Source organism: Pedococcus sp. P2_F6 (assembly GCF_056403675.1).
On record NZ_JBFUEZ010000001.1, the window covers coordinates 870,477 to 895,724 of the forward strand.

Consider the following 25,248-nt stretch of genomic DNA (forward strand, 5'->3'; position numbering starts at 1 on the left):
AGAAATATGGGAGGCGGGCGTATGGCCCTTCGAATGCTCAAGCGGCGCACCCTCACGGTGATGACCGGAGCTGTAGCCGTGGCGCTCGTCGCCTCGGCCTGCGGCGGCGATGACGGCGGCGGCACCACGGGTGGTTCCTCGGCCGGCGCTGCCACGCGAGGCCCGATCACCTATGTCCAGGGCAAGGACAACAGCAACCTGGTCGCCCCTCAGGCGGAGCGCTGGAATGCCAAGCACCCCACCGAGAAGGTCACGGTCAAAGAGCAGTCCGACCAGGCCGACCAGCAGCACGACGACCTGGTCCAGCACTTCCAGGCCAAGGACCCCAGCTACGACGTCGTCTCCGTCGACGTCGTCTGGACGGCCGAGTTCGCGGCCAAGGGCTGGCTGACCCCGCTCAAGGACTCGTTGGCCCTGCCGACCACCGGCTTCCTCGAGCCCACCATCAAGGCGGCGACCTACAACAAGACGCTGTTCGCCGCTCCGACGTCCTCGGACGGCGCGATGCTGTACTACCGGTCCGACCTGGTGAAGACCCCGCCGAAGACCATCGACGAGATGTGGGGCATGTGCTCCATCGCCAAGCAGAACGGCATGGACTGCTTCGCCGGCCAGTTCGCCAAGTACGAGGGTGGCACCTGTAACGCCACCGAGTGGATGAACGCCTACGGCGCCAAGGTCGTCGACGACGCGGGCAAGCCGACCGTCGACTCCCCCGAGGCGGCCAAGGGTCTGAAGGAGCTCGCCGACCACTACAAGAGCGGCGACATCCCCAAGCAGGCGATCACCTACCAGGAGGAGCAGAGCCGAGCAGCGTTCCAGGACGGCAAGCTGCTGTTCCTGCGCAACTGGCCCTACGTCTACAACCTGGCCAGCACGGACGCCTCGTCCAAGGTCAAGGGAAAGTTCGCGGTCGCACCCCTCCCGGGAGTCACCGGCCCCGGCACCTCGACGCTGGGTGGCCACATGGCTGCCATCAGCGCCTACTCGAAGAACAAGGCCACGGCCCTGGACTTCCTGAAGTTCCTCACCAGCCCTGAGGAGCAGAAGACCAACATGGAGAAGGGTTCGCTGGCTCCGGTCATCGAGTCGATCTACACCGACGAGGCACTGGTCAAGAAGTACCCGTACCTGCCGGTGCTGAAGGAGTCCATCTCCAACGCGGTGTCCCGTCCGGTGACGCCGTTCTACCCGCAGGTCACCCAGGCCATCCAGGACAACTTCTTTGCGGCCATCCAGGGCCAGAAGACTCCTGAAGCCGCGGTGAAGGACATGCAGGCCGCCATGGCTGCAGCCGGCGGCTGACCGGTCTGACGCAACATCCCAAGGTGTGGGGGTGACCCCCACGGGTCACCCCCACACCTGCAGGACCCCTGCCTATCGCATCCCCTGGTCGACGCTCGACTCGACCAACCATCTCGACCCACCTGAGACGCACCTCCCGGGCTAGGAGCAGGCATGAGCGCAGCCACATCAACAGCACCCCGATCGACCGGCACGAAGCCGAAGAAGTCGAAGGGGCTGAACGCAGGACAGGGACGCTTGGGGCTGATGCTTGTTGCCCCCACCATGGTCTTCCTGGCCGTCATCATCATCTACCCACTGTTGAAGGCCATCCAGCTGTCCTTCCAGAAGGACGCCGGGCTTGACCCCGCCACCGGACTGTTCGTCGAGGGCGGCAGCGCGGGCCTGTCCAACTACACGCACTGGCTGCTCCAGAAATGTGGCGAGGTCGACTGCCCGCCCGGCACCCTCGGCGCCCAGTTCTACGACGCGCTGTGGGTGACGCTGTTCTTCACCGTCGTCAGTGTCGTCATCGAGATCCTCCTCGGCATGTGGTTCGCCATGATCATGAACCGCGACTTCAAGGGCCGCGGTCTGGTCCGCGCCGCCATCCTCGTCCCGTGGGCCATCCCGACCGCAGTCACCGCCAAGCTGTGGCTCTTCATCTTCGCCTACGACGGCATCGCCAACAGGTTGATCAAGACGGTAGGGATCGCGCCCCAGCTGTGGGTCAGCGACCCCTGGGCCGCCAAGTTCGCGATCGTCATCGCCGATGTCTGGAAGACGACGCCCTTCATGGCGCTGCTCATCCTCGCGGGCCTGCAGCTGGTCCCCGGCGACGTCTACGAGGCCGCCCAGATCGACGGCGCCACCAAGTGGCAGACGTTCACGCGGATCACGCTGCCGCTGGTCAAGGTGCCGCTAATGGTGGCCGTCCTGTTCCGCACCCTTGACGTGCTGCGCATCTACGACCTGCCCGCGATCCTGACCAACGGCGGCGGTGGCACGACCTCTCTGTCGATGCTGGTCATCAAACAGATCCGTGGTGGCTTCCACAGCGCCTCGGCCCTCTCGACCATCGTCTTCCTGCTCATCGCGTTCACCGCCTTCCTCTTCATCAAGTTCGGTGGCGCAGACGTCGTGCAACGGCCACCAAAGAAGAAGAAGGAACCGGCTGCCGCGGTCGGCAACCCGGTCGCCGCCAACGCACCAACCCCGGGAGCCTGAGATGACCACCACGACCGCCGCGCCCCCCACCTCGGGACGTACCGAGGCGCAGGAGATCCACTTCAAGAGCGATCGCGCCGCCAAGATCCGGATGTACATCGGTCTTGCCGCCCTCGTCGTCTGGGGCCTCGCCCCCTTCTACTGGATGGTCGTCACCGCGTTCCGCGATGTCGGCTACACCTTCGACACCACGCCGTGGCCGACCCACGTGACGCTGGACAACTTCGCGACCGCGTTCTCCACGGACCGTGGCAACCACTTCGGCGCCGCGCTCGTGCACTCAGTCATCATCGGGGTCCTGACGACGGCAGTGGCGCTGCTCGTCGGGGTGTTCGCGTCGTACGCACTCGCCCGGCTCGACTTCCCGTTCAAGTACGCGGTGCTCGGGGTGATCCTCGGAGCGTCGATGTTCCCCGGCGTGGCGCTGGTGTCGCCGTTGTTCCAGATGTTCTCCAACTTCGGCTGGCTGACCGGTGCCAACTACCAGGCGCTGATCATCCCCAACATCTCGTTCGCCTTGCCGCTCACCATCTACACGTTGACGGCATTCCTGGCCGAGATGCCTTGGGAGCTCGAGGAATCCGCCCGCATCGACGGCTGCACGCCCGGCCAGGCCTTCCGCAAGATCATGCTTCCCCTCGCGGCGCCGGGCCTGTTCACCACGGCGATCCTGGCCTTCATCTCCAGCTGGAACGAGTTCCTGCTGGCAGCCCAGTTCTCGACCAAGTCGACCCAGACCGTCACGGTTGCCATCGCGAACTTCACTGGTGCACAACCACACCAGGAGCCCTACACGGCGGTCATGGCGGCGGGAACCATCGTCACCGTCCCGCTCATCATCATGGTCCTGATCTTCCAGCGGGCCATCGTGTCCGGCCTGACGGCGGGAGGTGTGAAGGGCTAGGCACGAGGCCGACCCCTCACCACCCATGGGAATCTTCAACCCCGGGAGCGGCACCGGCGGCGCGCGGGCGAGAGCCCAACGGCTGGACATGCTCCTCGGAATCCTCGGGTTCTTCGCGTTCATGGCTGTGATCCAGACTGTCCTGCTCGAGGTGCGCGGGGAGCCGGCGGCAGCATCCGCCGCGCTCCTCGCGGTCCTCCTGGCGGCTCTCTGGTTCGTCTGGCGGCTGAGGCGCAACACCGGCGTCTAGACCTCGACTGGAGGTGCGAGATGACCACCATCGGCGACGTGGCCAAGGCGGCGGGCGTGTCGGTGGCCACTGTGTCCCGCGCCCTCCGCGGCGTCGACAGGGTGAGCCCCCGCACCCGAGACCGGGTGCTGGCGGCGGCGACCGAGCTCCACTACGTCGCGTCGCCCGCCGCGACCAGCCTGGTCTCCGGCCGGACGCGCGGAGTCGGCGTCATCACCCCCTACTTCAACCGGTGGTTCTTCGCGACCGTGGTCAGCGGCATCGAGAAGGCGCTGCGTGAGGAGGGCTTCCACGTCCTGCTCTGCGACCTCGAGGGGCACACCTTCGACACGCGGCTGCCCATCACCCAGAACATGCTCTGGAAACGCGCCGACGGCGCCATCATCCTCAACGTCCCGCCCATGCCGTCTGAACGGTCCCTGCTGGACCGCCTGGGCATGCCGGTGGTGACGGTGGGCAACCAGCAGCCCGGATGGCCTTCGGTGCGGATAGACGACCGTGCCGCGATGGCCCTCGCGACGCGCTACGCGATCGAGCTCGGACACCGCGAGATCGGCTATGCGGGCACCGTCCCCTCCTCGATCACCCATCTGCAGACGCCCTTCGACCGGCGAGAAGCCTTCGCCAAGGTGATGTCCGACCACGGCCTCGTGTGTCCGCCGGAGTGGACTTTGGAATGCGACTGGACCGCCGCGGGGGCCGCGGCGCACGCCGACCAGCTGTTCTCACTCCCGCACGTGCCGACCTGCGTGATCGCCGCGTCCGACGAGATGGCTTTCGGGGTCCTGAGCGCAGCCCGACGCCACGGTCTGGACGTGCCGGGTGACGTGTCCGTCATCGGCATCGACGACCACATCCACGCCGAGATCTTCGACCTCACCACCGTGCGCCAGGACGTCGAGTCCCAGGGGCGGCGAGCGGGACGCCTCATGCTCGACGCGCTGCACGGGCGGGCAGCCGACACGATCATCGACGACGTGCTCGAGGTCGAGCTCGTCGTCCGTGGCTCGACCGCGGCACCGTCACACCAGCCGTCACGCCACCCTTCACACCGGCAGTCACGCAAGTCCGCTGCGCTCCCCCAGCCCGGCTGACTGCGGCAGTGGCCTGACCTCGACTCGGCGACTCGCGTGGCGTCGACCGCCGGGCTCAGGCGTCGATCCGCTCCCGGTCCAGCCCCGCGGCAGAGTCGACGATGAAGTCCTTGCGGGGCGCCACGTCGTTGCCCATGAGCAGCTCGAAGACCCGCTCGGCCGCCTCGGCGTCACGCAGGGTCACCTTGCGCAGGGTGCGGTGCCGCGGGTCCATCGTGGTCTCGGCCAGCTGGTCGGCATCCATCTCGCCGAGTCCCTTGTAACGCTGCAGGGGCTGCTTGATGTTCTTGCCCCGCTTGCCCAGGGACGCCACCGTCGTGCGCATCTCCTTCTCGGAGTAGGTGTAGATCAGCTCGTTCTTCTTGGACCCCATGTTGACCACCTCGATGCGGTGCAACGGGGGTACGGCGGCATACACCCTCCCCGCCTCCACGAGGGGACGCATGTAGCGGAAGAACAGGGTGAGCAGGAGGGTGCGGATGTGGGCGCCGTCGACGTCGGCGTCGGTCATGATGATGACCTTGCCGTAGCGGGCCACGTCGAGGTCGAACGAGCGGCCAGAACCCGCACCGATCACCTGGATGATGGCGGCGCACTCGGCGTTCTTGAGCATGTCCGAGACCGAGGCCTTCTGGACGTTGAGGATCTTGCCGCGGATCGGCAGCAGCGCCTGGTAGTCACTCGAGCGGGCCAGCTTGGCGGTGCCCAGGGCGCTGTCGCCCTCGACGATGAACAGCTCGGACCTCTCGACGTCGGTCGAGCGACAGTCGGCGAGCTTGGCGGGCAGGCTGCTGGTCTCCAGGGCGTTCTTGCGACGTTGGGTCTCCTTGTGCAGCCGCGCACTGATCCGCGACTTCATCTCCGAGACGACCTTCTCGAGCAGCAGCGCCGCCTGGGCCTTCTCACCCCGCTTGGTCGAGGTGATCCGGGCGGTGAGCTCCTGCTCGACGACCTTGGCAACGATGGCGCGCACCGCGTTGGTGCCGAGCACCTCCTTGGTCTGGCCCTCGAACTGCGGCTCGGCCAGACGCACCGTCACGACCGCCGTCAGGCCGGCCAGCACGTCGTCCTTCTCCGGCTTGTCGCTGCCGACCTTGAGCCGGCGACTGTTGACCTCGAGCTGCTTGCGGAAGACCTTGAGCAGGGACTGCTCGAAGCCGGCCAGGTGGGTGCCGCCCTTGGGTGTGGAGATGATGTTGACGAAGGAGCTGACCTTGGCGTCGTAGCCGGTGCCCCAGCGCACCGCGATGTCCACCCCGCACTCACGCTCGACCTCCGTGGGCGACATGTGGCCCTTGGAGTCGAGGACCGGCACCGTCTCGGTGAACGTGCCGCTGCCCTGGAGCCGCCACACGTCGGTGACCGCCGCGTCCGGAGCCAGGAACTCCACGAACTCGGAGATGCCGCCGTCGTGCACGAGCGTCTCGACGTGGGTCGCCGACTCCCCGGCTGTCCCGGGGCGTCGACGCTCGTCCCGGATGACCAGCGTCAGCCCGGGGATGAGGAAGGACGTCTGGCGCGCTCGCGCGATCAGCCCGTCGTAGTCGAACTCGGCGTCCTTGAGGAAGATCTGCTCGTCTGCCCAGTAACGGATCCGGCTGCCGGTCACCCCACGCTTGGTCCTGCCGACGACCGCCAGCTCGCTGGTCCGCTCGTAGGGGGTGAACTCGTGGTCGGGCGCCTTGTCGTCGGTCGCGACGTCCGGGAAGTAGCCGGGCTCACCCCGCCGGAAGCTCATGGCGTAGGTGTTGCCGCCGCGGTCGACCTCGACGTCGAGCCGCGCAGAGACCGCGTTGACCACCGACGCGCCGACGCCGTGCAGGCCACCGGAGGCGGTGTAGGAGCCACCGCCGAACTTGCCGCCTGCGTGCAGCTTCGTGAAGACCACCTCGACACCGGTGAGGCCGGTCCGCGGCTCGATGTCGACGGGGATGCCGCGGCCGTTGTCGCGCACCTCCACCGAGCCATCGCGGTAGAGGATCACCTCGATCCGGTCACAGACACCCGCCAGCGCCTCGTCCACCGCGTTGTCGATGATCTCCCAGAGGCAGTGCATGAGTCCGCGGCCGTCAGTCGAGCCGATGTACATGCCAGGACGCTTGCGGACCGCTTCCAGGCCTTCGAGGACCTGAAGGTGGTGCGCGCTGTAGTCCGACGTCGACTTGGTGGTCGCAGCCTTCTTGGCAGTGGTGGCGGTGGCCAACGGTCTGGTGCTCCTGTGGTGGGTCATGGCCCCCCGTGCTCACGGAGGTGGGCCCCACGGTATCTCGGTGACCCACGCCCCCAGCGCAGGCACGCGGCATACCGCCCTCGATGCCCTGCGAAGCCCCAATTCCCATCCACCGGACGCCCGACCTACGAATCACCCATTGCGACATGAGATGACACACATGGAGACCCAATACCCGCAGGGAAGAACCAGGCGTGCTTGACTGTTGACCACGGCACCGGATGGGCCACCCAGGGAAGTAATCCCCACGGTGGAGCAACCAAAGTCCGGGGTAGGACGTCTCTAGGAGACAACGCGCCTCCGGGCGCAACGAAAGGAAGGCTGACGTGACCACTGCACTGGCACCCTCATTGAACGCGGCCGACCGCTGCGACCGCTGCGGCGCCCAGGCCTACGTGCGCGCTCGCCTTCACGCTGGTGGCGAGCTGCTGTTCTGCGCTCACCACGGACGCGAGCACCTGCCCAAGCTGCGCGAGCACGCCGACATCCAGGACGAGACCGAGCGGCTCCACGAGACCCCTCCCGTCGCTCCCCTCGAGGAGCGGTAGGGAAGCCACACCGGACCTCCCACCGTGGAGGCCACCCTCTGGGTCCCCGCCGTCCTGATCCTGATCGGGATGGTGGGGATCGTCATTCCCGTCATCCCCGGGCTGCTGCTGTGCCTGGCCGCGGTGTTCGTGTGGGCCCTGGACGCCCAGAGCACGCTCGGCTGGTCGGTGTTCGCGGTCTGTGCCCTGCTCTACCTCGCGGGAGTGGCGCTGCAGTATGCCGTGCCCGGGCGGCGGCTGCGCGAAGCCGGCGTCCGCCGGTCCACCCTGGTCATCGCGGTGCTACTGGCCGCCGTCGGTTTCTTCGTCATCCCCGTGGTCGGTGCGCCCATCGGGTTCGTGCTCGGGATCTACCTCGTGGAGCTCGGACACTCGCAGGACAGGACCGCCGCCTGGGCCTCGACGAGGTCCGCGCTGAAGGCGGTGTTCCTGTCGATGGGGATCGAGCTGCTCGCTGCGCTCGCCATCGCCACGACCTGGGTTGTCGGGGTGCTCTTCAGCAGGGTCTGAGCGCCGTCCTGGCCCAGTAGCCGTCTGGTCCCCGTAGCCGTCTGGTCTCAGTGCCCGTCTGGTCTCAGTGGTCGTGGGGGTCAGTGGTTGTGGGGGTCAGTGGTTGTGGGTCAGTAACCGTCGTCGCGGCGACGGTCCCAGCGTTCCTCGATGCGGTGCATGAACGAGCCGCCGGACCTCGGTGCCTTCGACTTGGTGGGGGTGGCGCGGCGCACGCTGCCATCGGGCTGGACGGTGCCCAGGGCGGCCTTGCGCCGCGGCGGTGTGACGGCGAAGGCGACTGCCCCGACCATCAGGGCGAATCCGATCGCGCCGATCCACATGGTGGTGTTCACCCCGACCAGCACGAGGGCCAGCCCTGCGACGACACCCACCACACCAACGGCCATCCGACGACGCGCCGACGCTCGCGCCCCAGCGCCCTGCATCTGCGAGGCGAACTTGGGGTCCTCGGCATACAGCGCCTGCTCCATCTGCTCAAGCAGCTGCTGTTCGTGCTCGGAGAGCGGCACGGTGACCTCCTGGACGTTCGGCGTGCACCCACTAAACGCATCAGGCCACAGAATCGTTGCCCGCCGGGAGCATCGTTGCCGGTCAGTGGCCGTCCGCTGACGTCTTCAGGATATGTCCCCCGGCGTGGTTGCACTACCCGTTCTCCGAGCCCGGTGTGGGCTGACCTCGATGCTGGTCACGGCCTGTCGCGCGGCTTGTCGCGATCCCCGTCGGGGATCAGGCTGGCCGGTCGGACGCTTCCGGCACCGAACCGCGCGCTGGCCCGGTCGACGGCGCGGTCGGCGTCGCGCCAGCCGTGGTCGGGCTCGTCCAGGGTGCCCTGGATGGGAGCCCCGACACTCTCGACCAAGCCCTCCATCCGCACCCCGACCAGCCGGATCCGGGCGCGCTGGAGCCCGAGGGCGTCGTAAAGGCCCTTGGCGGTGTCGAAGATCTCCCGGCTCACGTCGGTGGGGTCGCGCAGCGTCTTGCTGCGGGTGATGGTCGTGAAGTCGGAGAACCGCACCTTGATCGAGACCGTGCGCCCGAGCACCCCGGCCGAACGAACGCGTGCCGCGGTGCGGTCGCTCAGCTTGAGCAGCTGACGGTGGATGTATGCCGGGTCGTCGACGTCGAACTCGAACGTCTCGTCCGAGCCGATGCTGCGCTCGCGACGCTGGGTTTCGACCTGGCGCGAGTCGCGCCCCCAGGACAGGTCGTGCAGGTGCGGCCCGGCACTCTCTCCCAGGGCCCGTCGCAGCGTGTCGACGGGGGTGTGGGCGATGTCGGCGACCGTGTGCAGGCCGAGGCGCAGCAGCGTCTCCTCGGTCCTGTCCCCCACTCCCCAGAGCGCCCCGACCGGGAGCTGCTGGACGAAGGTGACCACCTCGTCGCGCGGCACGACGACCATGCCGTCCGGCTTGGCCAGTCCTGAGGCGAGCTTTGCGACGAACTTCGTGGGGGCGACTCCAACCGAGCAGGTGATCCCCTGTTCGTCGTGGATGGTGTCGCGGATGAGCTGGCCGATCCTCGCGGGGTTGCCCAGCCGGCGCAGTGAGCCGGACACGTCGAGGAAGGCCTCGTCGAGCGAGAGCGGCTCGACCACCGGGGTGATCGTCTCGAAGGTCGCCATGACCGCGGCCGAGATCTGGCTGTAGAGGCGGTGGTCGGGGGCGACGACGGTCGCCGTGGGACACAACCGTCGCGCGCGGGACATCGGCATCGCCGAGGCCACACCGAACTTGCGGGCTTCGTAGGTCGCCGAGAGGACGACGCCGCGGTTGCCCCCGCCGCCGATGATGACGGGAGTGCCCACGAGCTCGGGGCGGCTCAGCAGCGACGCGGAGGCGTAGAACGCGTCCATGTCGACGTGCAGGACGGTGCACCCCGTGTCATCGGGTGGGTGCTCCCCCCCGCGCTGCGGGAGCGCGTACTGGCGCCGGCTCATCGGTGGCCCCGGTTCGCCCTCAGCGTCGGGCGAGGACGTGCACGGCCGCGCCCAACTGTCCGAGGAACCCGAAGTCGGGGTGGCGGCTGGCCACCTGTTCGAGCTCGAGCAGGGCCATGCGGTCGGCCTCGGAGTCGATCAGCGCCGACGGCACGAGGTCGCTGAACAACCGCACGCCGTGGACGTCCTCGACGACGAGCCCGGTCTGCTCGACCAGGGCCTGCAGCGCGGCGGCGTCGAACCGGCGCGGCAGCGGATCGGCGCCGCCCCAACGGCCGTCTGCGGAGGTCAGGGCGGTGTGGGCCTGGGCGAACTGCCCGGCCAGCGCCCGGGCCAGGACGACGGCGAGCCGCCCCGCGGCCACCAGGCTGAGGTAACCACCGGGAGCCAGCACTGCGGCCAGCGCCGCGAGGGTGGCCTGGGGGTCGTCGACGACCTCGAGGGTGCCGTGGCAGCAGACCAGGTCGACCGGTTGGTCGCCCACGAAGTCGGCCAGGGAGTCGGCGTCCCCCTGCAGTGCGGTCACCCGGTCGGCGACGCCACGCTCGGCGCTGCGCCTCGACAGGGAGGCGAGGGCGTCCGGACTCGGGTCGACGACGGTGACGTCGTGGCCGAGCTCGGCCAGTGGCACCGCGAGGCCGCCGGTGCCGCCCCCGAGGTCCAGGACCCGCAGGGGGCGACCCAGCTCGGCCTGCTGGCGCTCGATGAGGGTGCGCACCGAGGCCCACACCGCCGAGGTCCGCAGGGCTGTCTCGACGCCACCGCGTCGGGTCCGCCACTGCTCTTCGGCCACGACGGCCACCTCCTGTGCTGGGTCTGCGGGTGCGGTGGCCAGCCTAATGGCCAGTGGTGTCGGGGACTGCCAGGGCTCGAGTGCCAGAGCTTGCGCGGCGGCGTGAACTGATCCGCCCCTCCCGCGTCGGGCACCGCCGCCCCTTGACCGAGGCGGTGGGACCCCCGCACGTCCTCGCCCGGCGGCCGGGTGTCGGCATAGGGCGACTGCCGGAAGCCCGAGGCATGCACCAGGACTCGCCGTCCTGCGCCCACCTGCTGCTGGTGGGCAGCCTCCAACGCCTCAGCCTGCTCGGTGGCGGCGCGCTCGCTGGCATCCATCGCGGCATACACCGCCTCGAGGCCACCACCTCGCCACGCGTCCCACAACGGGGTGAGCTCCCACGCACCCGTCGCCCGCAGCGAGATGCCCCGCGGACCGGTGCGACGCACCACACCACGGACGAGCAGCATCCACGAGTGGAAGACCGTGGCGGCATAAGGACCTTGGACATCCTCGAAGAAGGTCGCGTCGATCGGTCCGGTGGAGTCGTCGAGGGTGAGGAAGACGACCCGTCGCCCTGACCGGATCGGCGGCGTCTGGGTGGCGACCTTGACCCCGCACGCCCACACGGTGGACCGGCTGCGCGCCCGCAACAGGTCGCGACTGCGGGTGACTCCGAGCGCATCGAGCATCGGAGCGTAGAAGTCGACCACGTGGGCACTCGCGTCGAGGCCGAGGATGTCGAGCTCGGCGCGGACGCGTTCGGGACCGCTCAGCTCGGGCAGGCCGGTGCCACTGGTGAGCTCGGGTCGGTCACCGAGGTCGAGCGCGAGCTGGGTCGCCTGCTGGTCGGCTGCGCGTACCGGCAGCGCTGCCTGCGACTGCGCTGCCGCCCGGGCCCGCACCTGCCCACCCTCGAGGTGCTGGTCCGACACCGGCAGGGCACGGCTCCCCCTGGCCCGGCGTGGCGCCGCCCGACGCGCCGAACGGTCCAGTGCCCGGCCGTAGCGGTCGAGCTCGGCGACGTGCAGCAGCAGGTCACGACGGGTGGTCCGGCCCCGACGACCCAGTCCCCCGGCGTCGATGCCCGCGGAGGCCACCCGCATGCCGTAGAGACTGTCGAAACCCCCCGCGAGGACGAGGCGTTCGGCGATCGGACGCGAGACGTGGGCGCGGTGCCAGAAGTCGGCCAGCCCGGCGTAGGGCTGCCCGGCGACGATGCGGGCCACCTCTGCGTCGTTGATGCCGCGGACGTCGGCCAGCGACAGCCGGATGCCGTAGTCGCTGGCATCGGGCAGGTCGGGGTGCGGCGGGACGAACCCGGACGGGTCGTCGCAGTCCAGGCGTTCGATGCGGTAGCTGCCGGTCGAGACGTTGACGTCGAGGCCGAGCACCGCGATGCCCAGGCTCCGGGCGTCGTCGAGGATCAGCCGCTTGGGATACATGCCCGGGTCGTGGGTGAGCACGCCGGCGAGGAACGCTGCGGCGTGGTGGGTCTTGAGCCACGCGGAGTGATAGGTCGGCAGGGCGAAGGCCGCGGCGTGGGCCTTGCAGAACCCGAACGACGCGAACGCCTTGAGCACCTCCCAGATCCGGTCGACATCGGCGGGGGCATAGCCGCGGGCCGAGGCGGCCGGTCGCCACCAGGCCTCGATCTCGAGCTGTCCCTTGGGGGTGCCGAGGGCACGGCGCACCTCGTCGGCCTGGGCGAGCGACACCCCGGTCGTCTCGGCGACGATCATCAGCACCTGCTCGTGGAAGACGACGACTCCCTCGGTCTCCTGCAGTGCCTCGATGAGCGTGGGGTGCAGGTAGCTGACCTCCTTCCAGCCGTGCCGGGCCTCGAGGAACGGCGTGATCATGTCGGACTTCACCGGGCCTGGCCGGAACAGCGAGATGTCGATGACAAGGTCCTCGAACCGCTCCGGACCGAACTTGCCGATCAGCTCACGCTGTCCGGGGCTCTCGATCTGGAAGCAGCCGAGGGTGTGGCTGGTGCGGATCAGGCGGAATGTCGCCTCGTCGTCGAGCGGCACCTGGGCCTGGTCGTCGAGGTCGACCTGCACTCCGTCGACCCGCTGGACCTCCTGCACGGCGTGGGCCATCGCCGACTGCATCCGGATGCCGAGGACGTCGAGCTTGAGCAGCCCGAGCGTCTCGACGTCGTCCTTGTCGAACTGGCTCATCGGGAAACCCAGCCAGCTCGCCTCCACCGGCGTCCGGTCGAGCAGGCTGCCGTCGGACAGGATCACGCCGCACGGGTGCAGCGCGATGTGGCGGGGCAACCCGTCGAGCCGCTCGACGAGGTCGAACAGGGCTCGCAGCCGAGGACTGTCCAGGCCTCGCGAACGCAGCTCGGGCAGCTCGGCGATGGCGTTGCGGGCGTCCCGGGCCCGGATGTGCGGGAACGCCTTGGCGATCTCGTCGATCTCCACCGGCGGCAGCCCGAGCGCCGCCCCGACGTCCCGGATGGCGTGCCGCACCTTGTAGGTGTCCATCATCGACACGCAGGTGACCCGCTCACCGCCGAACCGGTCGAGGACCCGCTCGTAGACCTCGGTGCGGCGGGCCGACTCCACGTCGATGTCGATGTCGGGCAGCTCGGCCCGCAGCGGCGAGCAGAACCGCTCCATCAGCAGGCCGTAGCGGATCGGGTCGACCCCGCTGATCCCGAGCAGGTAGTTGACCAGCGACCCGGCTCCCGAGCCGCGAGCCGCGACTCTGACCCCCATGTCGTGGATCAGGTCGACGACCTCGGCGACGGTGAGGAAGTAGGTCGGGTAGCCCAGCTCCGCGATGACCTTGAGCTCGTCGGTGAGCCGGCTCTCCACCGCCATCAGGTCGCGCTCGCCGGCCCCGGGGTAGCGCCCGGCCACCGCCGCGCGGCACCGTTGCTCGAGCACCACCTGGGCACTCATGCCGGGATCGACCCCCACCCGGTCGGGTTCGGGCAGGTGGACCGACCCGATGCCGAGGTCATGGCGGGCGCTCTGGGCGCAGCCGAGCCCCAGAGCCAGGGTCCGCCCGACCAGGTCGTCAGCCCGGCCGAGGTCGCCACCGGTGATCTCACGGGCGATGGCGTGCATCGTGTCGGTCGTGGCCAGGTGGGCGGCGTCGGTGACCCGGTCGAGGTGCCGGGTGTCGAGGGCGACCAGCCGCCGCGCGGCGTCGAGCACGTCGACGACGGCCGACTCCCCGGGATCGACGTGGCGCACCGCCGCGGTGAGCACCGCGGTGACGCCCTGCTCGTCGGCGAGCCCCAGCAGCCGTCGGGCATGACTGCGCGATGCCGGGGTGCCCTCGGGTCCCCCGTGGCAGACCACCTCGATGACGACGGCGTCAGGTGGCAGTCGGCGCCGCCAGGAATCCAGCAGCTCACGGGCCCGGTCGGTGCGCTTGGCCAGCAGCGCCCGTCCCACGTCGGAGTCGGGGCCGAGCAGCACCACGAGCGGACTGGGCTCCCCTTCACCTGCGCCGCCGCACGCTGCTGCGACCACGGCGGCGGAGCTCACGGGCACTCCCCGCTCACCGCGCAGGTGGGTCTGGGTGACTAGCCGGCACAGTGCCGCCCACCCCACCCCTGCGGGCACCCCAGCCGCTCGTCCCCGCGCGAGCACGGTGACCCGTGGATGGCGGGCATCGCGCTCGGCGCCACCCCGGACAGGGGTCCGCCCCCTCACCGCTGGACCGACCGCATCCAGACCCACCGGACCCGGACCGACCGCATCTGAACCCATCGCATCTGGGCCCACCGCGAGGTCGACTCCCAGAACGGGTGCGATGCCGGCCGCGGTGGCGGCCTGGACGAAGCGGACCGCACCGTAGAGACCATCACGGTCGGTGAGCGCGAGGATCGGCTGACGGTGCTGGGCAGCGCGTTCGACCAGCGCCTGGGGCGTCGCGGTGCCGTAGCGCATCGAGAACCCCGACGCGACGTGCAGGTGGGCGAACTCGGTGCTCACGGGCCGGCCCCCGGAGTGCTGGTCACTGCGGTGGGCACCAGCAGGTGGTCGTACGGCGACCTGGGCACTGGCAGACCCAGGGTCCGGCAGACGAGGTCGAGGAAGAGCTCGGACTGGCGCAGCAGGTCGTCGGCCTCGCGCGCACTGTGGTCGTGGTGGCGGCGAGCTCCCACGACGTCGAAGAACCCGGCCCACTCGGAGAGCTCGGGCGCGACCGTGGGCAGCAGCTCCCACAGGCTGCGAGGACCGGACTGGCCCGCGGACTGGTGGGTGGACGTGATGCGGGTGGCGACCACGGCGGCAGCCGCGCGCAGGGCACCGAGCTGGGCCTGGTCATAGCGTCGGGCGACCTCCTCGCTCTGGCAGGCCTCGAGCAGCGAGTGCCGTGCCCGGTCCAGCAGGTCGAGCGTGGCAGCAGCTCCGCTGGCCGCCCCCTGGGCAGTCCCGTGTGCACTTCGGGCGCCCATCAGTCCGCCACCCTCAGCAGCCGCCACTGGCTGCCTGCGTGACTGGCGGGGTCGGCGCACAGGTCGTAGACCCCGATCCCGGCGAGTCGGCCGGCGCTCGCCTCGACCCGCCAGACCTGTCGTTCCCGCGCATCGGTGAGCACGTCGCTGCCCTCGCGCTCGCGGGCGTCGCGCCACCACGGCCGCCGCTCCTGCCAGCGGTCGAGCACGGCCCGGACGACATAGAGCCGGCCACGCCAGACGAAGGCGTTCGGACCGCGCCCCGCCACCTCTCCCAGACCAGGGGTCAGGTCCTCGCGAGCGCCCTCGCGGACCTCGATGGGCTCTTCGTAGCGGCGGACCACAGGGCGCTCCTTCGGGGATCTGGTTTTCGGGTTGCGGGCATGGCGCAGCGCCACCAGACACAGCGCTGCCGCGTCACCGGGTGATGCGCTCTGGGCCCTGTGAGAGGCGGGGTCGAGGCGCCTGCTCACAGGGCCAGAGCCGCAGTGGTCCGCGGGATGACCGCCCACCACGGTGTGGGGCCGTGACCGGTGGATCGGTCGTCGTCGTGAACCACGAGTTCGAACAGGTGTTCGATAAGAAGAACGGTACACCCCGCCACGGACAGTCCGTCAACCCCCTCCAGACGACTGGTGACAGGCGTGACCGCACGGCCCTAGTCTTCGGCCATGACAGCGTCCGACGTGCCGACGTCGGCCCCCGACCTGACCGGGCACCCTGCCGTCCGCAGGGTCCTGGAGAACCTTGCGATCCACCACGTCGTCCCCGAGGTGGTCACCCTCCCGGACGCCGTGCGCACCGCGGCCGCCGCGGCCGCCGCGCTGGGCATCACCCCCGCCGAGATCGCCAACTCGCTCGTCTTCCGGGCCCACGCACCGGACGGCACGATCAGCCCGATGCTCATCCTCACCTCGGGCGCACACAGGGTTGACCTGGTCAAGGTCGCCGACCTCGTCGACGACGTCGACCACCTCGACCGGGCAGACGCCGACTTCGTCCTCGAGGCGACCGGTTTCACCATCGGGGGCGTGGCGCCAGTCGGCCACCGCAGCCAGGTCCGCACTCTCGTCGACGTCTCACTCAGCCGCTACCGCCACGTCTGGGCGGCTGCCGGCCACAGCCACACCGTCTTCCGCACGACCTACGAAGAGTTGCTCCGCGTCACCGGAGGCCACGCGATCGAGGTCGCCTGAGGCGCCGCTACTGCGCTCGTGGCCAATGGCAGGGCGCCACCTCCTTCAGGCACTCCATCCTCCGCGACGTCCGCCACCCGGCACTCCCCCAGACCCCGCACGCAACTCGGACACAATGGGCCCATGACCACACCGAAGCCCGTCGAGTGCTGGCTCACCGACATGGACGGCGTCCTCGTCCACGAGGAGAGCGCGATCCCCGGAGCCGCCGACTTCATTGCCACACTGCAGGAGTCAGGGCGGCGGTTCCTCGTCCTGACCAACAACTCGATCTTCACCCCGCGCGACCTGCGGGCCCGGCTGCTCGCCAGCGGTCTCGACGTGCCGGAGGAGTCGATCTGGACCTCCGCCCTCGCCACAGCGCAGTTCCTCGCCGACCAGCGGCCGGGCGGGAGCGCGTTCGTCGTCGGCGAGGCAGGCCTGACGACGGCGCTCCACGAGGTGGGCTACACGATGACCGAGCGCGACCCCGACTACGTCGTGCTCGGCGAGACCCGCACCTACTCGTTCGAGTCGATCACCAAGGCGATCCGGCTCATCGAGGCCGGAGCCCGCTTCATCGCCACCAACCCCGACGTCAGCGGGCCCAGCCCGCACGGCATGCTGCCGGCCACCGGCTCCGTCGCAGCCCTGATCAGCGCGGCCACCAGCCACCGGCCCTACTTCGTCGGCAAGCCCAACCCCCTGATGATGCGCAGCGCGCTCAACCGGATCGACGCCCACTCCGAGTCGACCGTGATGATCGGCGACCGGATGGACACCGACGTCATCAGCGGACTGGAAGCGGGGCTGCGGACCATCCTCGTGCTGACCGGGTCGACCAGGCGCGAGCAGGTGCAACGCTTTCCCTACCAGCCGACCCGCGTCGTCGACTCGATCGCCGACGTCGTGCCGCTCGTCACCGAGCTGCGTCCGCTGACAGGAGCCTCGAGCGACTCGAGCGGCTGACCCCGAGGTATGCCGCCCGGCCGGGTCAGCCGCGCGAGTCGCCCAGCACGCTGGCGAGCAGCCCCGGGAAGGCCACGTCGAGCTCCTCGCGGCGCAGCGACACCAGCCGTTCACGGCCACGAGGCTCGTTGCGGATGACGCCCGCCTCGCGGAGCACCTTCATCAGGTGGGACTTTGTCGACTTGGGCAGTGCCGGGTTCGTCGCACCGCACTGGGCCATCTCGAGCGGGCCCGCGGCGAGGTCCCGGACGATCTGCAGCCGGGCCGGGTCGCTCAGCGCGAAGAGCACGTCGGTGAGCGCCACGTCCGCCATGGCCGGGTGTGGCAGCTCTTGGTTTGCGGGCATGGTTCGATAATACTCGAACCAATCTGGCAAGATCGGGAATGTCCAGGGCAGATTGACAGTTCGATAAGTTTCGAACCGTTGTTTTCGTCCGAGAGGCCCGTCATGAGTGCGACCAGCAGCATCCCGACCGGAACGACCAGCTCGACCACCACCAGCTCGACCACCAAGAGCTCCACCGCCGACGGTGAGGGACGCGGACGCCGGCTCCCCCGTCGCCCCGCCTTCGTGCTCGCCCTCGCGTCGGTCGTGGCGCTGATGGTCGGCGCGAGCGCACCATCACCCTTCTACCCGGTGCTCCAGACCCAGATCGGCTTCTCGGCGGGGACGATGACCACCATCTTCGGGGTGTATGCCGTCACGCTCCTGGTCACCCTGCTCGTGACCGGCTCCCTGTCCGACCACATCGGACGCCGACCGGTGCTGGCCGTCGGCTTCCTGGTCCTCGCGGTGAGCATGGTCGGCTTCTGGCACGCCGACGGCGTCGGCACCCTGCTGGTCTCGCGCGCAGTGCAAGGTGTCGCCGCAGGCCTGCTGATGTCGACCATGTCGGCAGCCGTCGTGGACCTCGAGCCAGGCACCCGCCCAGGACTCGCCGCGACGCTCAACAGCGTCACCCCGCTGTTGGGTCTCGCCGCAGGCGCGCTCGCGGCCGGTGCCGTGCTGGACTCCAGCCCGCACGCCCTCCCGCTCGTCTTCGCGACGCTCACCGCGGCCTACCTCGCACTGGCGGTGGGCGTCCTCGCTCTTCCCGAGACCTCGCCACGTCACCAGGGGTGGCTGCGCTCGCTGCGTCCACGGGTCGGCATACCTGCTGCTGCCCGACCTGCGTTCCGGCGCAGCGCACCGGCCCTGTTCGCCGGCTGGGCCACCGGTGGCCTCTACCTCTCGCTGGGCGCGCCCATCGTCGGCCAGCTGCTCGGGGGTCGCAGCCACGTCGAACAGGGTGCGGTCGTCACGGTGCTCACCGGGGTCGGCGCCCTCAGCTCCTACCTCGGCCGACAGCGCACACCCCGCCGGATCACGCTCTACGGCACGACCATGCTCGCCGTCGGCACGGTGCTGACGCTGGTCGCGCTGCACGCGGGGTCGCTCGTCGCCTTCCTCCTGGCCGCGGTGGTCGCGGGGTCGGGCTTCGGCACGTCCTTCCTCGGGATCATGCGCTCGATCACCCCGACCGTCGGGCCGGCCCAGCGCGGCGAGCTCTTCTCCAGCGTGTTCGTCGTCAGCTACCTCGCCTTCGGGCTGCCGGCGGTCGCCGCCGGGTTCGCGGTCCCGCGGTTCGGCCTCGAGACGACGGCAACCGTCTACGGGCTGACCGTGGTCGCGCTGTCTGCAGCCGCCGCCCTGGCCAGGGCGTTCACCACCCGGGACTGACCGAACCGACCACGGGGACAGCGCTCAGGCCAGGCCTGCGGCGCTGCGCGTGGTGAGGTCGAGGTTGCGGTAGACCTCGAGGGTCGCCGTCGAGCGGTTCATCGTGATGAAGTGCAGCCCCGGTGCGCCTTCACGGAGCATCCGGTCGGCGAGCTCGGTGGCGATCTGCACGCCCACCTCACGGGTCGCGGCGGGGTCGTGCGAGACCGCCTCGAGCCGGCCCACGACGGCCGGCGGCAACGGGGTGCCCATCAGCTCGGACATCCTCGCCACCTGCTTGAAGTTCGTCACCGGCATCAGTCCGGGGGTGATCGGCAGGTCGCGACGAGCCGCCACGGCGTCGCGCAGCCGCAGGTAGCTGTCGGCGTCGAAGACCATCTGGGTGATGGCGAAGCTCGCGCCGGCATCGGCCTTGCGGACCATGACCTCGACGTCGTGCTCGAAGCTCGGTGACGCTGGGTGCACGTCAGGGAACGCCGCGACCCCGATCGTGAAGTCGCCCAGGGTCCGCACCAGCGCCACGAGGTCGGTCGCGTGGTTGAGGCCCTCGGGGTGAGCCACCCACTCGCCGCCGACGTTGCCCGGCGGGTCGCCCCGGAGGGCGAGGATGTTGCGGACGCCGCTCGCGGCATACAGGCCCACGACCTGGCGCAGCGCGGCCACGGACGCGCCGACACAGGTCAGGTGCGCCAACGGCGTCAACGTCGTCTCACGGGCGATCCGCTCGGTGACGCGCACCGTGCGGTCCTGGTTGGAGCCGCCCGCGCCGTAGGTGACCGAGACGAAGTCGGGTCGCACGGACTCCAGGCGGCGGATGGCGTCCCAGAGCATGGACTCCCCGGCGTCGTCCTTGGGCGGGAAGAACTCGAAGCTGATCGAGGGATGCGGCGCCGCCAGCATTCCGGGGATCGACAACGGCTGCTGCGTCGGTCGATCCACTCCCGAGGTGTGCCCCAAAGCCATGGCGGTGAGACTAGTCGAGGGCCCACGCCGTAGGCTCAGTGCCAGCACAGGATGAGACATTCCGCGGATCGACAGACGCCGGGAGGAACGCGTGGTGACCAGCCCGCTCGACGCCGCGTCCCTTCGTGAGCGCGTACAGCGCACCGTCGACGACGTCCTCACCCACCAGGCCGGGGTCCTCGCCGAGGTGGGCCCCGACGCCCAAGAGCTGCTCGGCGCCGTCGCCCGCCTCCTCACCGGCGGCAAGCGGCTGCGGGCCGCCTTCCTCTACTGGGGCTACCGCGCCACCGGACAGCCCGACTCGGACGCCCTCGTCCGCGTGGCCACCGCCATGGAGTTCTTCCAGGCGGCTGCGCTGATCCACGACGACGTCATGGACGACAGTGACACCCGGCGGGGTATGCCGGCTGCGCACCGTTCGCTCGCAGCTCGCCACGAGCGTGAGTCGTGGTCCGGCGACGCCGACCGGTTCGGGGTGGCCGGCGCGATCCTCGCCGGCAACCTGTGCCTCAACTGGACCGAGGAGATCTACGCGACGTCCGGTCTCGACCCCGACCACCTCTCGCGCGGGCGAGGCGTCTTCGACGTGATGCGAACCCAGCTCATGGGCGGCCAGTTCCTCGACGTCGTGGAGTCCGCGCGGTCGTGGGACGGCGTGTCCACCCAGGAGCGGATCGACCGGGCAGAGCACGTCATCCGGTTCAAGAGCGCCAAGTACACCGTCGAGCACCCTCTTCTCATCGGGGCCACTGCCGGTGGCGCGTCCGACGAGGACCTCTCGGCCCTGTCCCGCTACGGCCTCGACCTCGGCCAGGCGTTCCAGCTGCGCGACGACCTGCTGGGCGTGTTCGGCGACCCGGCCGCGACGGGCAAGCCCGCGGGCGACGACCTGCGAGAGGGCAAGCGCACCGTGCTGATCGCGCACGCCCTCGCCGGGGCCGACCCGGCCGGGGTCGAACTCATCGAGGCTCGACTGGGCGACCCCGCGCTCGACGACCAGACGGTGCACCGGCTGCGCGAGGCGATCACAGCCGCAGGTGCGGTCGACGCGGTCGAGGCCGACATCGCCCGCCTCGCCGGCTCGGCACGGATGGCTCTCAAGTCGACGCGTGAGCTCGCACCCGAGGCGGCAGGGGTGCTCGACCAGCTGATCGACAGCTCGACGACCCGGGCCCACTAGTCGTGCTCAGGCCGCCCGTTCTGGGCAGTCGCCGCTAGAAGGCCTGCTCCATCGCGCGGCGCCGCACCTCGGTCTTGAACCCGGCCGCCAGGTTGTCGACCGGGGTCCCGGCGACGCGCAGCGTCTCGTCGCGGGTGAACAGCCAGCGGAGGATCTCCGCGTCGTTCAGGCCTCCGTCGGCGAGCACGGTGAAGGTGCCCCGCAGGTGACGGAACACGTCCTCCTCGAGGAACTGCGCCGGTACCGCGACGACGTTGCGCTCACCGACCCTGGCGCTGAGCAGCTCGCGGTCCTCGATCAGCTTGCGCACCGACGACAGTGGAATGCCCAGCCGCTCGGCGATGTCGGGCACGGTCAGCCAGGAGCCGACGAGGTCTTCGAGGGGGGTCTCCGCGGGGTCCGCAGGCTGATCGGTCACGGGACAAGAGTGCCAGCGAACGCTTGCAAAGCAAATTGCGTCCCGGAGTGCCTCCGGGAGTGAATTACATCGATGTAAGTCGATATGGGGGCCTTCGATGGTGTACCTTTCACAATCGTCACACTTGCCCCACTGTTCACTCCAGCCACCCGTTCCATCACCTGTTCCACCACCTGCTCCACCTGAGGCTCTCCACCACGTGCTCCACCACAGCCCGAAAGGCAGCCCCCGATGTCCCCAGTGATCGCTCCGGCAGCGCTCCCTTCGGCCACCCTCCAGGCGGCCGTCGCCGTCGTCCAGAAAGCCAAGCCTGCCCCCTATGGCTGGGTGGCCTACACGGTCCGGACCGGAGACACCCTGGCCGACATCGCCGCCCGCACGGGGACCACGACGGGGACCCTGGCGACACGCAACCACCTGAGTCACGGGGGGAACCACCTGTCCATCGGACAGCGGCTGTCGGTGCCCAAGACCGCCGCGCAGGCCCGCGCCGAGGCGGCCAGGGCACGAGCCGCGGCCGCGGCGAGGGCTGCGGCGATCAAGCGCGCGACCTACGTCGTCCGTTCCGGTGACACGCTGAGCCACATCGCCGCGCGCAAGGGTGTGTCCCTCGCCGCCCTCCTCAAGGCCAATCGGCTCTCCCCCCGCTCGGTGCTGCAGGTCGGCCAGAAGGTCCGCATCCCCGGCGCCGGAGCCGCGAGCGCCCGCCGCCCGGCGGACGCAGCGCCGTCCATCACCACCTACCGGGTGCGCAGCGGCGACACGCTCAGCGTCGTCGCCGCCCGCACCAAGACTGCCCTCCCGACGGTGTACTCGCTGAACCGGCTGAACGCCCGCAGCGTCATCCACCCCGGCCAGGTCCTCAGGGTCCACGGGGCCACGCCGGCGGCCACCCGCCCCGCCGGCACCGCGGCATACGCGGTGCGCGTCGGCGACACGCTCAGCGGTATCGCCACGAAGCACAGCGTCACCCTCGCCGCCCTGCTCAAGACCAACCGGCTGTCCGCGGCCTCGGTCATCTACCCGGGCCAGCGGCTCAAGGTGCCGGCCAAGCCGGCCAAGTCTGCCGCGAGCGCCAACTCGTTCGCGGGCCGCACCTACCCCAGCTCGATCGTCAACGCGGCCAACCGCAACCGCGCCGCCCTGGCCCGGCACGCCGTTCCCAGCCGCAGCCAGACCCAGGCGATGATCGTCGCGACGGCGCGACGCCACGGCGTGGACCCCAAGCTGGCCCTGGCCGTCGGCTGGCAGGAGTCGGGCTGGAACCAGCGCCAGGTGTCGGTGGCCAACGCCATCGGTGTCATGCAGGTCATCCCTTCGTCCGGGCAGTGGGCCTCCGAGATGGCCGGACGACAGCTCAACCTGCTCAACACCCAGGACAACATCACGGCGGGGGTGGTGATCCTGCGCTCACTGACGCGGTCCGCCAGCACGGTCGACCAGGCCATCGCCGGCTACTACCAAGGTCTCTACTCGGTGCAGAAGAACGGCATGTACGCCGACACCAAGGGCTACGTGGCCGCCATCAAGGCGCACCGCACCCGGATGTGAGCCAGCCTGACGAATGCGGTCGGGACAGCGCCCACGGACCCGCCTGCACGAGATGACCAGCGAGACCTCCTACACTTTGCGGGTGTCTTCCGGTGTCACCGAGTCGTTGCTCGGGCGTGTGTTCGACGGGCGCTACCGCGTCCTGTCGCACATTGCCGACGGCGGAATGGCGTCCGTCTACCTCGCCCTGGACACCCGGCTGGACCGCGACGTCGCGCTGAAGGTGATGCGCCACGACCTCGCGCAGGACGAGGCCTTCGTGAGCCGGTTCAAGCGTGAGGCGCGCTCGGCTGCGCGACTGTCCCACCCCAACGTCGTGTCGGTCTTCGACCAGGGCGAGGACGACGGCCACATGTTCCTGGCGATGGAGTACGTGCCGGGCCAGACCCTGCGCGAGGTGATGAAGGCCGAGGGTCCGCTGACCCCGCGCGCCGCCCTCGACATCATGGGTCCGGTACTGCAAGCACTCGGCGCGGCCCACCGCGGCGGCATCATCCACCGCGACGTCAAGCCCGAGAACATCATCCTGCGCGAGGACGACGGCACCGTGAAGGTCGCCGACTTCGGCCTCGCCCGAGCCGTCTCGACCCAGACCACCGCCTCCCAGACCGGTGTCCTGCTCGGGACGGTTGCCTACCTCTCCCCGGAGCAGGTCGAGCGCGGCATCGCCGACGCCCGCAGTGACGTCTATGCCGCCGGGCTCATCCTGTTCGAGATGCTCACCGGCACCAAGGCGTTCACCGGCGACACCCCGATCCACATCGCCTACCAGCACGTCCACGGTTCCATCCCGGCACCGTCGTCGAGGGTGACCTCCGTGCCTGCCGAGCTCGACGCGCTCGTGGCGCTGGCGACTTCGCGCGACCCCGACCACCGGCCCTACGACGCCGAGGACTTCCTCACCGAGGTGCGCAAGTCGCGGGCGATGCTGACCCCGACCGAGCTGGACCGCCGACCCGAGGGCCCCGCTGCCCTGGCCGGTGGAGCGAGCACCGTGGCCGTCGAGCGGACCAGCGCGCTCCCGGCGTCCACCGGTCACGAGCCTGCCGGTCACGAACCACGCCATGCCGCCGTCCCCGGTCGTCCCGTGCCGCGGCTGTCGCTGCCCATCGACCGCACCCCCACGAGTCCCCCCGTGCTGCCCGGGCGGGGCGTCGACACCATGGACAGCGACGACGACTACGACCGTCGCGGAGGGCCCTGGCGCTGGATCTGGATCGCCCTCGGCGTCGCCCTCGTCGCGGGCATCGCCGCCTGGTGGTTCCTCGCGGGTCCCGGCTCCCCCACCGTCGTGCCGGCGACCACCAACCTCACCTTCGCCCAGGCCCAGGACAAGCTGGACGTCGCCCACCTCGGCGCCGACCGGGTCGACAGCTTCGACGAGTCGGTGCCCAAGGGCGTGGTCATGTCCACCGACCCCGGCGCCGGCGCCGAGGTGCGACGCGGCACCGACGTCAAGGTCACCGTCTCCAAGGGACCGGAGCGGTATGCCGTGCCCAACGTGCTCAACAAGTCCGCGGCCGAGGCGCGCGACCAGATCACGGCGGCCAAGCTGACGGTGGGGACCAGCAAGGAGGCCTTCGACGAGACCGTCGCCGCGGGTCTCGTGGTGGGCGTCGACCCCAAGGTCGGCACCCCGCTCAAGCGCGGCACCAAGGTCAACGTCGTCGTGTCCAAGGGCAGGCAGCCGATCCCGGTCACCGACTTCACCAACAAGCCGGCCGCAGCGGCGGTCGACGCCCTGTCCAAGGCCGGGCTCACCGTCGACGCGACCGAGCAGGCCAACAGCGACACCATCGCCAAGGGCAACGTGATCTCGCAGTCTCCGGCCGGTGGCACCCTGTTCAAGGGCGAGACGGTCAAGCTGGTCGTCTCCAAGGGCCCGGTCCTGGTGAAGGTGCCCGACGTCTCCGGCAAGCAGGCCGACGAGGCCGAGGCGATCCTGCGAGCCGCCGGCTTCGACGTCAAGCGTGAGAACGCCTTGGGTGGCATCTTCGGCACTGTCCACCACACCAACCCGGCGGCCAACACCGAGGCGCCCAAGGGCTCGGTCGTCACGATGGTGATCGTCTGACCCTGTCC

Annotated in this window: 22 protein-coding genes and 1 pseudogene; 13 read left to right on the forward strand and 10 right to left on the reverse strand. The window is 69.9% G+C overall.

Annotated elements, in window-relative coordinates; genetic code table 11:
* Positions 1 to 21 precede the first annotated feature (21 nt).
* From AC1DWP_RS04140 to AC1DWP_RS04160, 5 genes are all read left to right on the forward strand, one after another.
* Positions 22 to 1,305, forward strand: a complete 1,284-nt coding sequence (locus tag AC1DWP_RS04140) for an ABC transporter substrate-binding protein (RefSeq protein ID WP_477613169.1) — start codon at positions 22 to 24, stop codon at positions 1,303 to 1,305.
* A gap of 153 nt (positions 1,306 to 1,458) precedes the next feature.
* Entirely contained in the window at positions 1,459 to 2,511 is a 1,053-nt protein-coding gene (locus AC1DWP_RS04145; RefSeq protein WP_477613170.1) for a carbohydrate ABC transporter permease, read from the forward strand.
* A gap of 1 nt (position 2,512) precedes the next feature.
* Entirely contained in the window at positions 2,513 to 3,415 is a 903-nt protein-coding gene (locus tag AC1DWP_RS04150) for a carbohydrate ABC transporter permease (protein ID WP_477613171.1), read from the forward strand.
* Between the two features lie 25 nt (positions 3,416 to 3,440).
* Complete coding sequence (locus tag AC1DWP_RS04155; RefSeq protein WP_477613172.1) at positions 3,441 to 3,665, forward strand: hypothetical protein; 225 nt, start codon at positions 3,441 to 3,443, stop codon at positions 3,663 to 3,665.
* A gap of 20 nt (positions 3,666 to 3,685) precedes the next feature.
* Entirely contained in the window at positions 3,686 to 4,759 is a 1,074-nt protein-coding gene (locus tag AC1DWP_RS04160; protein WP_477613173.1) for a LacI family DNA-binding transcriptional regulator, read from the forward strand.
* 55 nt (positions 4,760 to 4,814) lie between these two features.
* Here AC1DWP_RS04160 and AC1DWP_RS04165 read toward each other — a convergent pair whose 3' ends face one another.
* Entirely contained in the window at positions 4,815 to 6,989 is a 2,175-nt protein-coding gene (locus AC1DWP_RS04165; RefSeq protein ID WP_477613174.1) for a DNA gyrase/topoisomerase IV subunit B, read from the reverse strand.
* A gap of 326 nt (positions 6,990 to 7,315) precedes the next feature.
* Between AC1DWP_RS04165 and AC1DWP_RS04170 the strand changes: the two genes are divergently transcribed.
* Together AC1DWP_RS04170 and AC1DWP_RS04175 are read left to right on the forward strand one after the other, a co-directional pair.
* Positions 7,316 to 7,537, forward strand: a complete 222-nt coding sequence (locus tag AC1DWP_RS04170; RefSeq protein ID WP_477613175.1) for a DUF7455 domain-containing protein — start codon at positions 7,316 to 7,318, stop codon at positions 7,535 to 7,537.
* Positions 7,538 to 7,561: 24 nt separating this feature from the next.
* A complete protein-coding gene (locus AC1DWP_RS04175; RefSeq protein WP_477613176.1) occupies positions 7,562 to 8,047 on the forward strand; it encodes a DUF456 domain-containing protein in 486 nt (161 codons plus the stop codon).
* 110 nt (positions 8,048 to 8,157) lie between these two features.
* Here AC1DWP_RS04175 and AC1DWP_RS04180 read toward each other — a convergent pair whose 3' ends face one another.
* The 6 genes and pseudogenes from AC1DWP_RS04180 to AC1DWP_RS04205 form a co-directional block, all read right to left on the reverse strand.
* Positions 8,158 to 8,559 (reverse strand): DUF3040 domain-containing protein, encoded by a 402-nt coding sequence (locus tag AC1DWP_RS04180; RefSeq protein ID WP_477613177.1) that lies wholly within the window; start codon positions 8,557 to 8,559, stop codon positions 8,158 to 8,160.
* A 176-nt stretch (positions 8,560 to 8,735) separates the two neighbouring features.
* Positions 8,736 to 9,986: a DNA polymerase IV gene (gene dinB / locus AC1DWP_RS04185; RefSeq protein ID WP_477613178.1), complete on the reverse strand. Its 1,251-nt coding sequence runs from the start codon at positions 9,984 to 9,986 to the stop codon at positions 8,736 to 8,738.
* Positions 9,987 to 10,005: 19 nt separating this feature from the next.
* Positions 10,006 to 10,788, reverse strand: coding sequence for a methyltransferase domain-containing protein (locus AC1DWP_RS04190; RefSeq protein ID WP_477613179.1), 783 nt, complete (start codon positions 10,786 to 10,788; stop codon positions 10,006 to 10,008).
* A gap of 47 nt (positions 10,789 to 10,835) precedes the next feature.
* Positions 10,836 to 14,723, reverse strand: a pseudogene (locus AC1DWP_RS04195) (DNA polymerase III subunit alpha); the annotation flags it as partial.
* The gene (locus AC1DWP_RS04200; protein ID WP_477613180.1) at positions 14,720 to 15,190 is read right to left on the reverse strand and encodes an SAV_6107 family HEPN domain-containing protein; all 471 of its coding nucleotides are present in this window, start codon (positions 15,188 to 15,190) and stop codon (positions 14,720 to 14,722) included. The pseudogene AC1DWP_RS04195 and the gene AC1DWP_RS04200, both read right to left, overlap by 4 nt.
* On the reverse strand, positions 15,190 to 15,534 hold the full coding sequence (locus tag AC1DWP_RS04205; protein ID WP_477613181.1) for a DUF6504 family protein: 345 nt from the start codon (positions 15,532 to 15,534) through the stop codon (positions 15,190 to 15,192). Before AC1DWP_RS04205 ends, AC1DWP_RS04200 begins: the two co-directional genes overlap by 1 nt.
* A 327-nt stretch (positions 15,535 to 15,861) precedes the next feature.
* Between AC1DWP_RS04205 and AC1DWP_RS04210 the strand changes: the two genes are divergently transcribed.
* Complete coding sequence (locus tag AC1DWP_RS04210) at positions 15,862 to 16,386, forward strand: YbaK/EbsC family protein (RefSeq protein ID WP_477613182.1); 525 nt, start codon at positions 15,862 to 15,864, stop codon at positions 16,384 to 16,386.
* Positions 16,387 to 16,509: 123 nt separating this feature from the next.
* A complete protein-coding gene (locus AC1DWP_RS04215) occupies positions 16,510 to 17,334 on the forward strand; it encodes an HAD-IIA family hydrolase (protein WP_477613183.1) in 825 nt (274 codons plus the stop codon).
* A gap of 25 nt (positions 17,335 to 17,359) precedes the next feature.
* On the opposite strand, the gene AC1DWP_RS04220 is transcribed toward AC1DWP_RS04215, so the two are convergent.
* Positions 17,360 to 17,680 carry an ArsR/SmtB family transcription factor gene (locus AC1DWP_RS04220; protein ID WP_477613184.1) on the reverse strand — a complete coding sequence of 107 codons (321 nt, stop codon included), beginning with the start codon at positions 17,678 to 17,680 and terminating at the stop codon, positions 17,360 to 17,362.
* Between the two features lie 102 nt (positions 17,681 to 17,782).
* Here AC1DWP_RS04220 and AC1DWP_RS04225 point away from each other — a divergent pair, with 102 nt between their 5' ends.
* Positions 17,783 to 19,054, forward strand: a complete 1,272-nt coding sequence (locus AC1DWP_RS04225) for an MFS transporter (RefSeq protein WP_477613185.1) — start codon at positions 17,783 to 17,785, stop codon at positions 19,052 to 19,054.
* 24 nt (positions 19,055 to 19,078) lie between these two features.
* Here the strand turns inward: AC1DWP_RS04225 and metF are convergent, their stop codons facing one another.
* Complete coding sequence (gene metF, locus AC1DWP_RS04230; protein WP_477613186.1) at positions 19,079 to 20,017, reverse strand: methylenetetrahydrofolate reductase [NAD(P)H]; 939 nt, start codon at positions 20,015 to 20,017, stop codon at positions 19,079 to 19,081.
* A gap of 94 nt (positions 20,018 to 20,111) precedes the next feature.
* On the opposite strand from metF, the gene AC1DWP_RS04235 reads away from it, so the two are divergent.
* On the forward strand, positions 20,112 to 21,197 hold the full coding sequence (locus AC1DWP_RS04235) for a polyprenyl synthetase family protein (protein WP_477613187.1): 1,086 nt from the start codon (positions 20,112 to 20,114) through the stop codon (positions 21,195 to 21,197).
* A gap of 34 nt (positions 21,198 to 21,231) precedes the next feature.
* Here the strand turns inward: AC1DWP_RS04235 and AC1DWP_RS04240 are convergent, their stop codons facing one another.
* Positions 21,232 to 21,615, reverse strand: coding sequence for an Rv2175c family DNA-binding protein (locus tag AC1DWP_RS04240; RefSeq protein WP_477613188.1), 384 nt, complete (start codon positions 21,613 to 21,615; stop codon positions 21,232 to 21,234).
* A 231-nt stretch (positions 21,616 to 21,846) separates the two neighbouring features.
* On the opposite strand from AC1DWP_RS04240, the gene AC1DWP_RS04245 reads away from it, so the two are divergent.
* Complete coding sequence (locus AC1DWP_RS04245) at positions 21,847 to 23,166, forward strand: lytic transglycosylase (RefSeq protein WP_477613189.1); 1,320 nt, start codon at positions 21,847 to 21,849, stop codon at positions 23,164 to 23,166.
* Between the two features lie 82 nt (positions 23,167 to 23,248).
* Complete coding sequence (gene pknB / locus AC1DWP_RS04250) at positions 23,249 to 25,240, forward strand: Stk1 family PASTA domain-containing Ser/Thr kinase (protein ID WP_477613190.1); 1,992 nt, start codon at positions 23,249 to 23,251, stop codon at positions 25,238 to 25,240.
* The last annotated feature ends 8 nt before the right edge of the window (positions 25,241 to 25,248 follow it).

Coding starts and splice junctions, on each gene's coding strand:
- AC1DWP_RS04140 (WP_477613169.1), top strand. CDS start 22: ATGGCCCTTCGAATGCTCAAGCGGCGCACCCTCACGGTGATGACCGGA.
- AC1DWP_RS04145 (WP_477613170.1), top strand. CDS start 1,459: ATGAGCGCAGCCACATCAACAGCACCCCGATCGACCGGCACGAAGCCG.
- AC1DWP_RS04150 (WP_477613171.1), top strand. CDS start 2,513: ATGACCACCACGACCGCCGCGCCCCCCACCTCGGGACGTACCGAGGCG.
- AC1DWP_RS04155 (WP_477613172.1), top strand. CDS start 3,441: ATGGGAATCTTCAACCCCGGGAGCGGCACCGGCGGCGCGCGGGCGAGA.
- AC1DWP_RS04160 (WP_477613173.1), top strand. CDS start 3,686: ATGACCACCATCGGCGACGTGGCCAAGGCGGCGGGCGTGTCGGTGGCC.
- AC1DWP_RS04165 (WP_477613174.1), bottom strand. CDS start 6,989: ATGACCCACCACAGGAGCACCAGACCGTTGGCCACCGCCACCACTGCC.
- dinB (WP_477613178.1), bottom strand. CDS start 9,986: ATGAGCCGGCGCCAGTACGCGCTCCCGCAGCGCGGGGGGGAGCACCCA.
- AC1DWP_RS04200 (WP_477613180.1), bottom strand. CDS start 15,190: ATGGGCGCCCGAAGTGCACACGGGACTGCCCAGGGGGCGGCCAGCGGA.
- AC1DWP_RS04210 (WP_477613182.1), top strand. CDS start 15,862: ATGACAGCGTCCGACGTGCCGACGTCGGCCCCCGACCTGACCGGGCAC.
- AC1DWP_RS04215 (WP_477613183.1), top strand. CDS start 16,510: ATGACCACACCGAAGCCCGTCGAGTGCTGGCTCACCGACATGGACGGC.
- AC1DWP_RS04220 (WP_477613184.1), bottom strand. CDS start 17,680: ATGCCCGCAAACCAAGAGCTGCCACACCCGGCCATGGCGGACGTGGCG.
- AC1DWP_RS04225 (WP_477613185.1), top strand. CDS start 17,783: ATGAGTGCGACCAGCAGCATCCCGACCGGAACGACCAGCTCGACCACC.
- metF (WP_477613186.1), bottom strand. CDS start 20,017: ATGGCTTTGGGGCACACCTCGGGAGTGGATCGACCGACGCAGCAGCCG.
- AC1DWP_RS04245 (WP_477613189.1), top strand. CDS start 21,847: ATGTCCCCAGTGATCGCTCCGGCAGCGCTCCCTTCGGCCACCCTCCAG.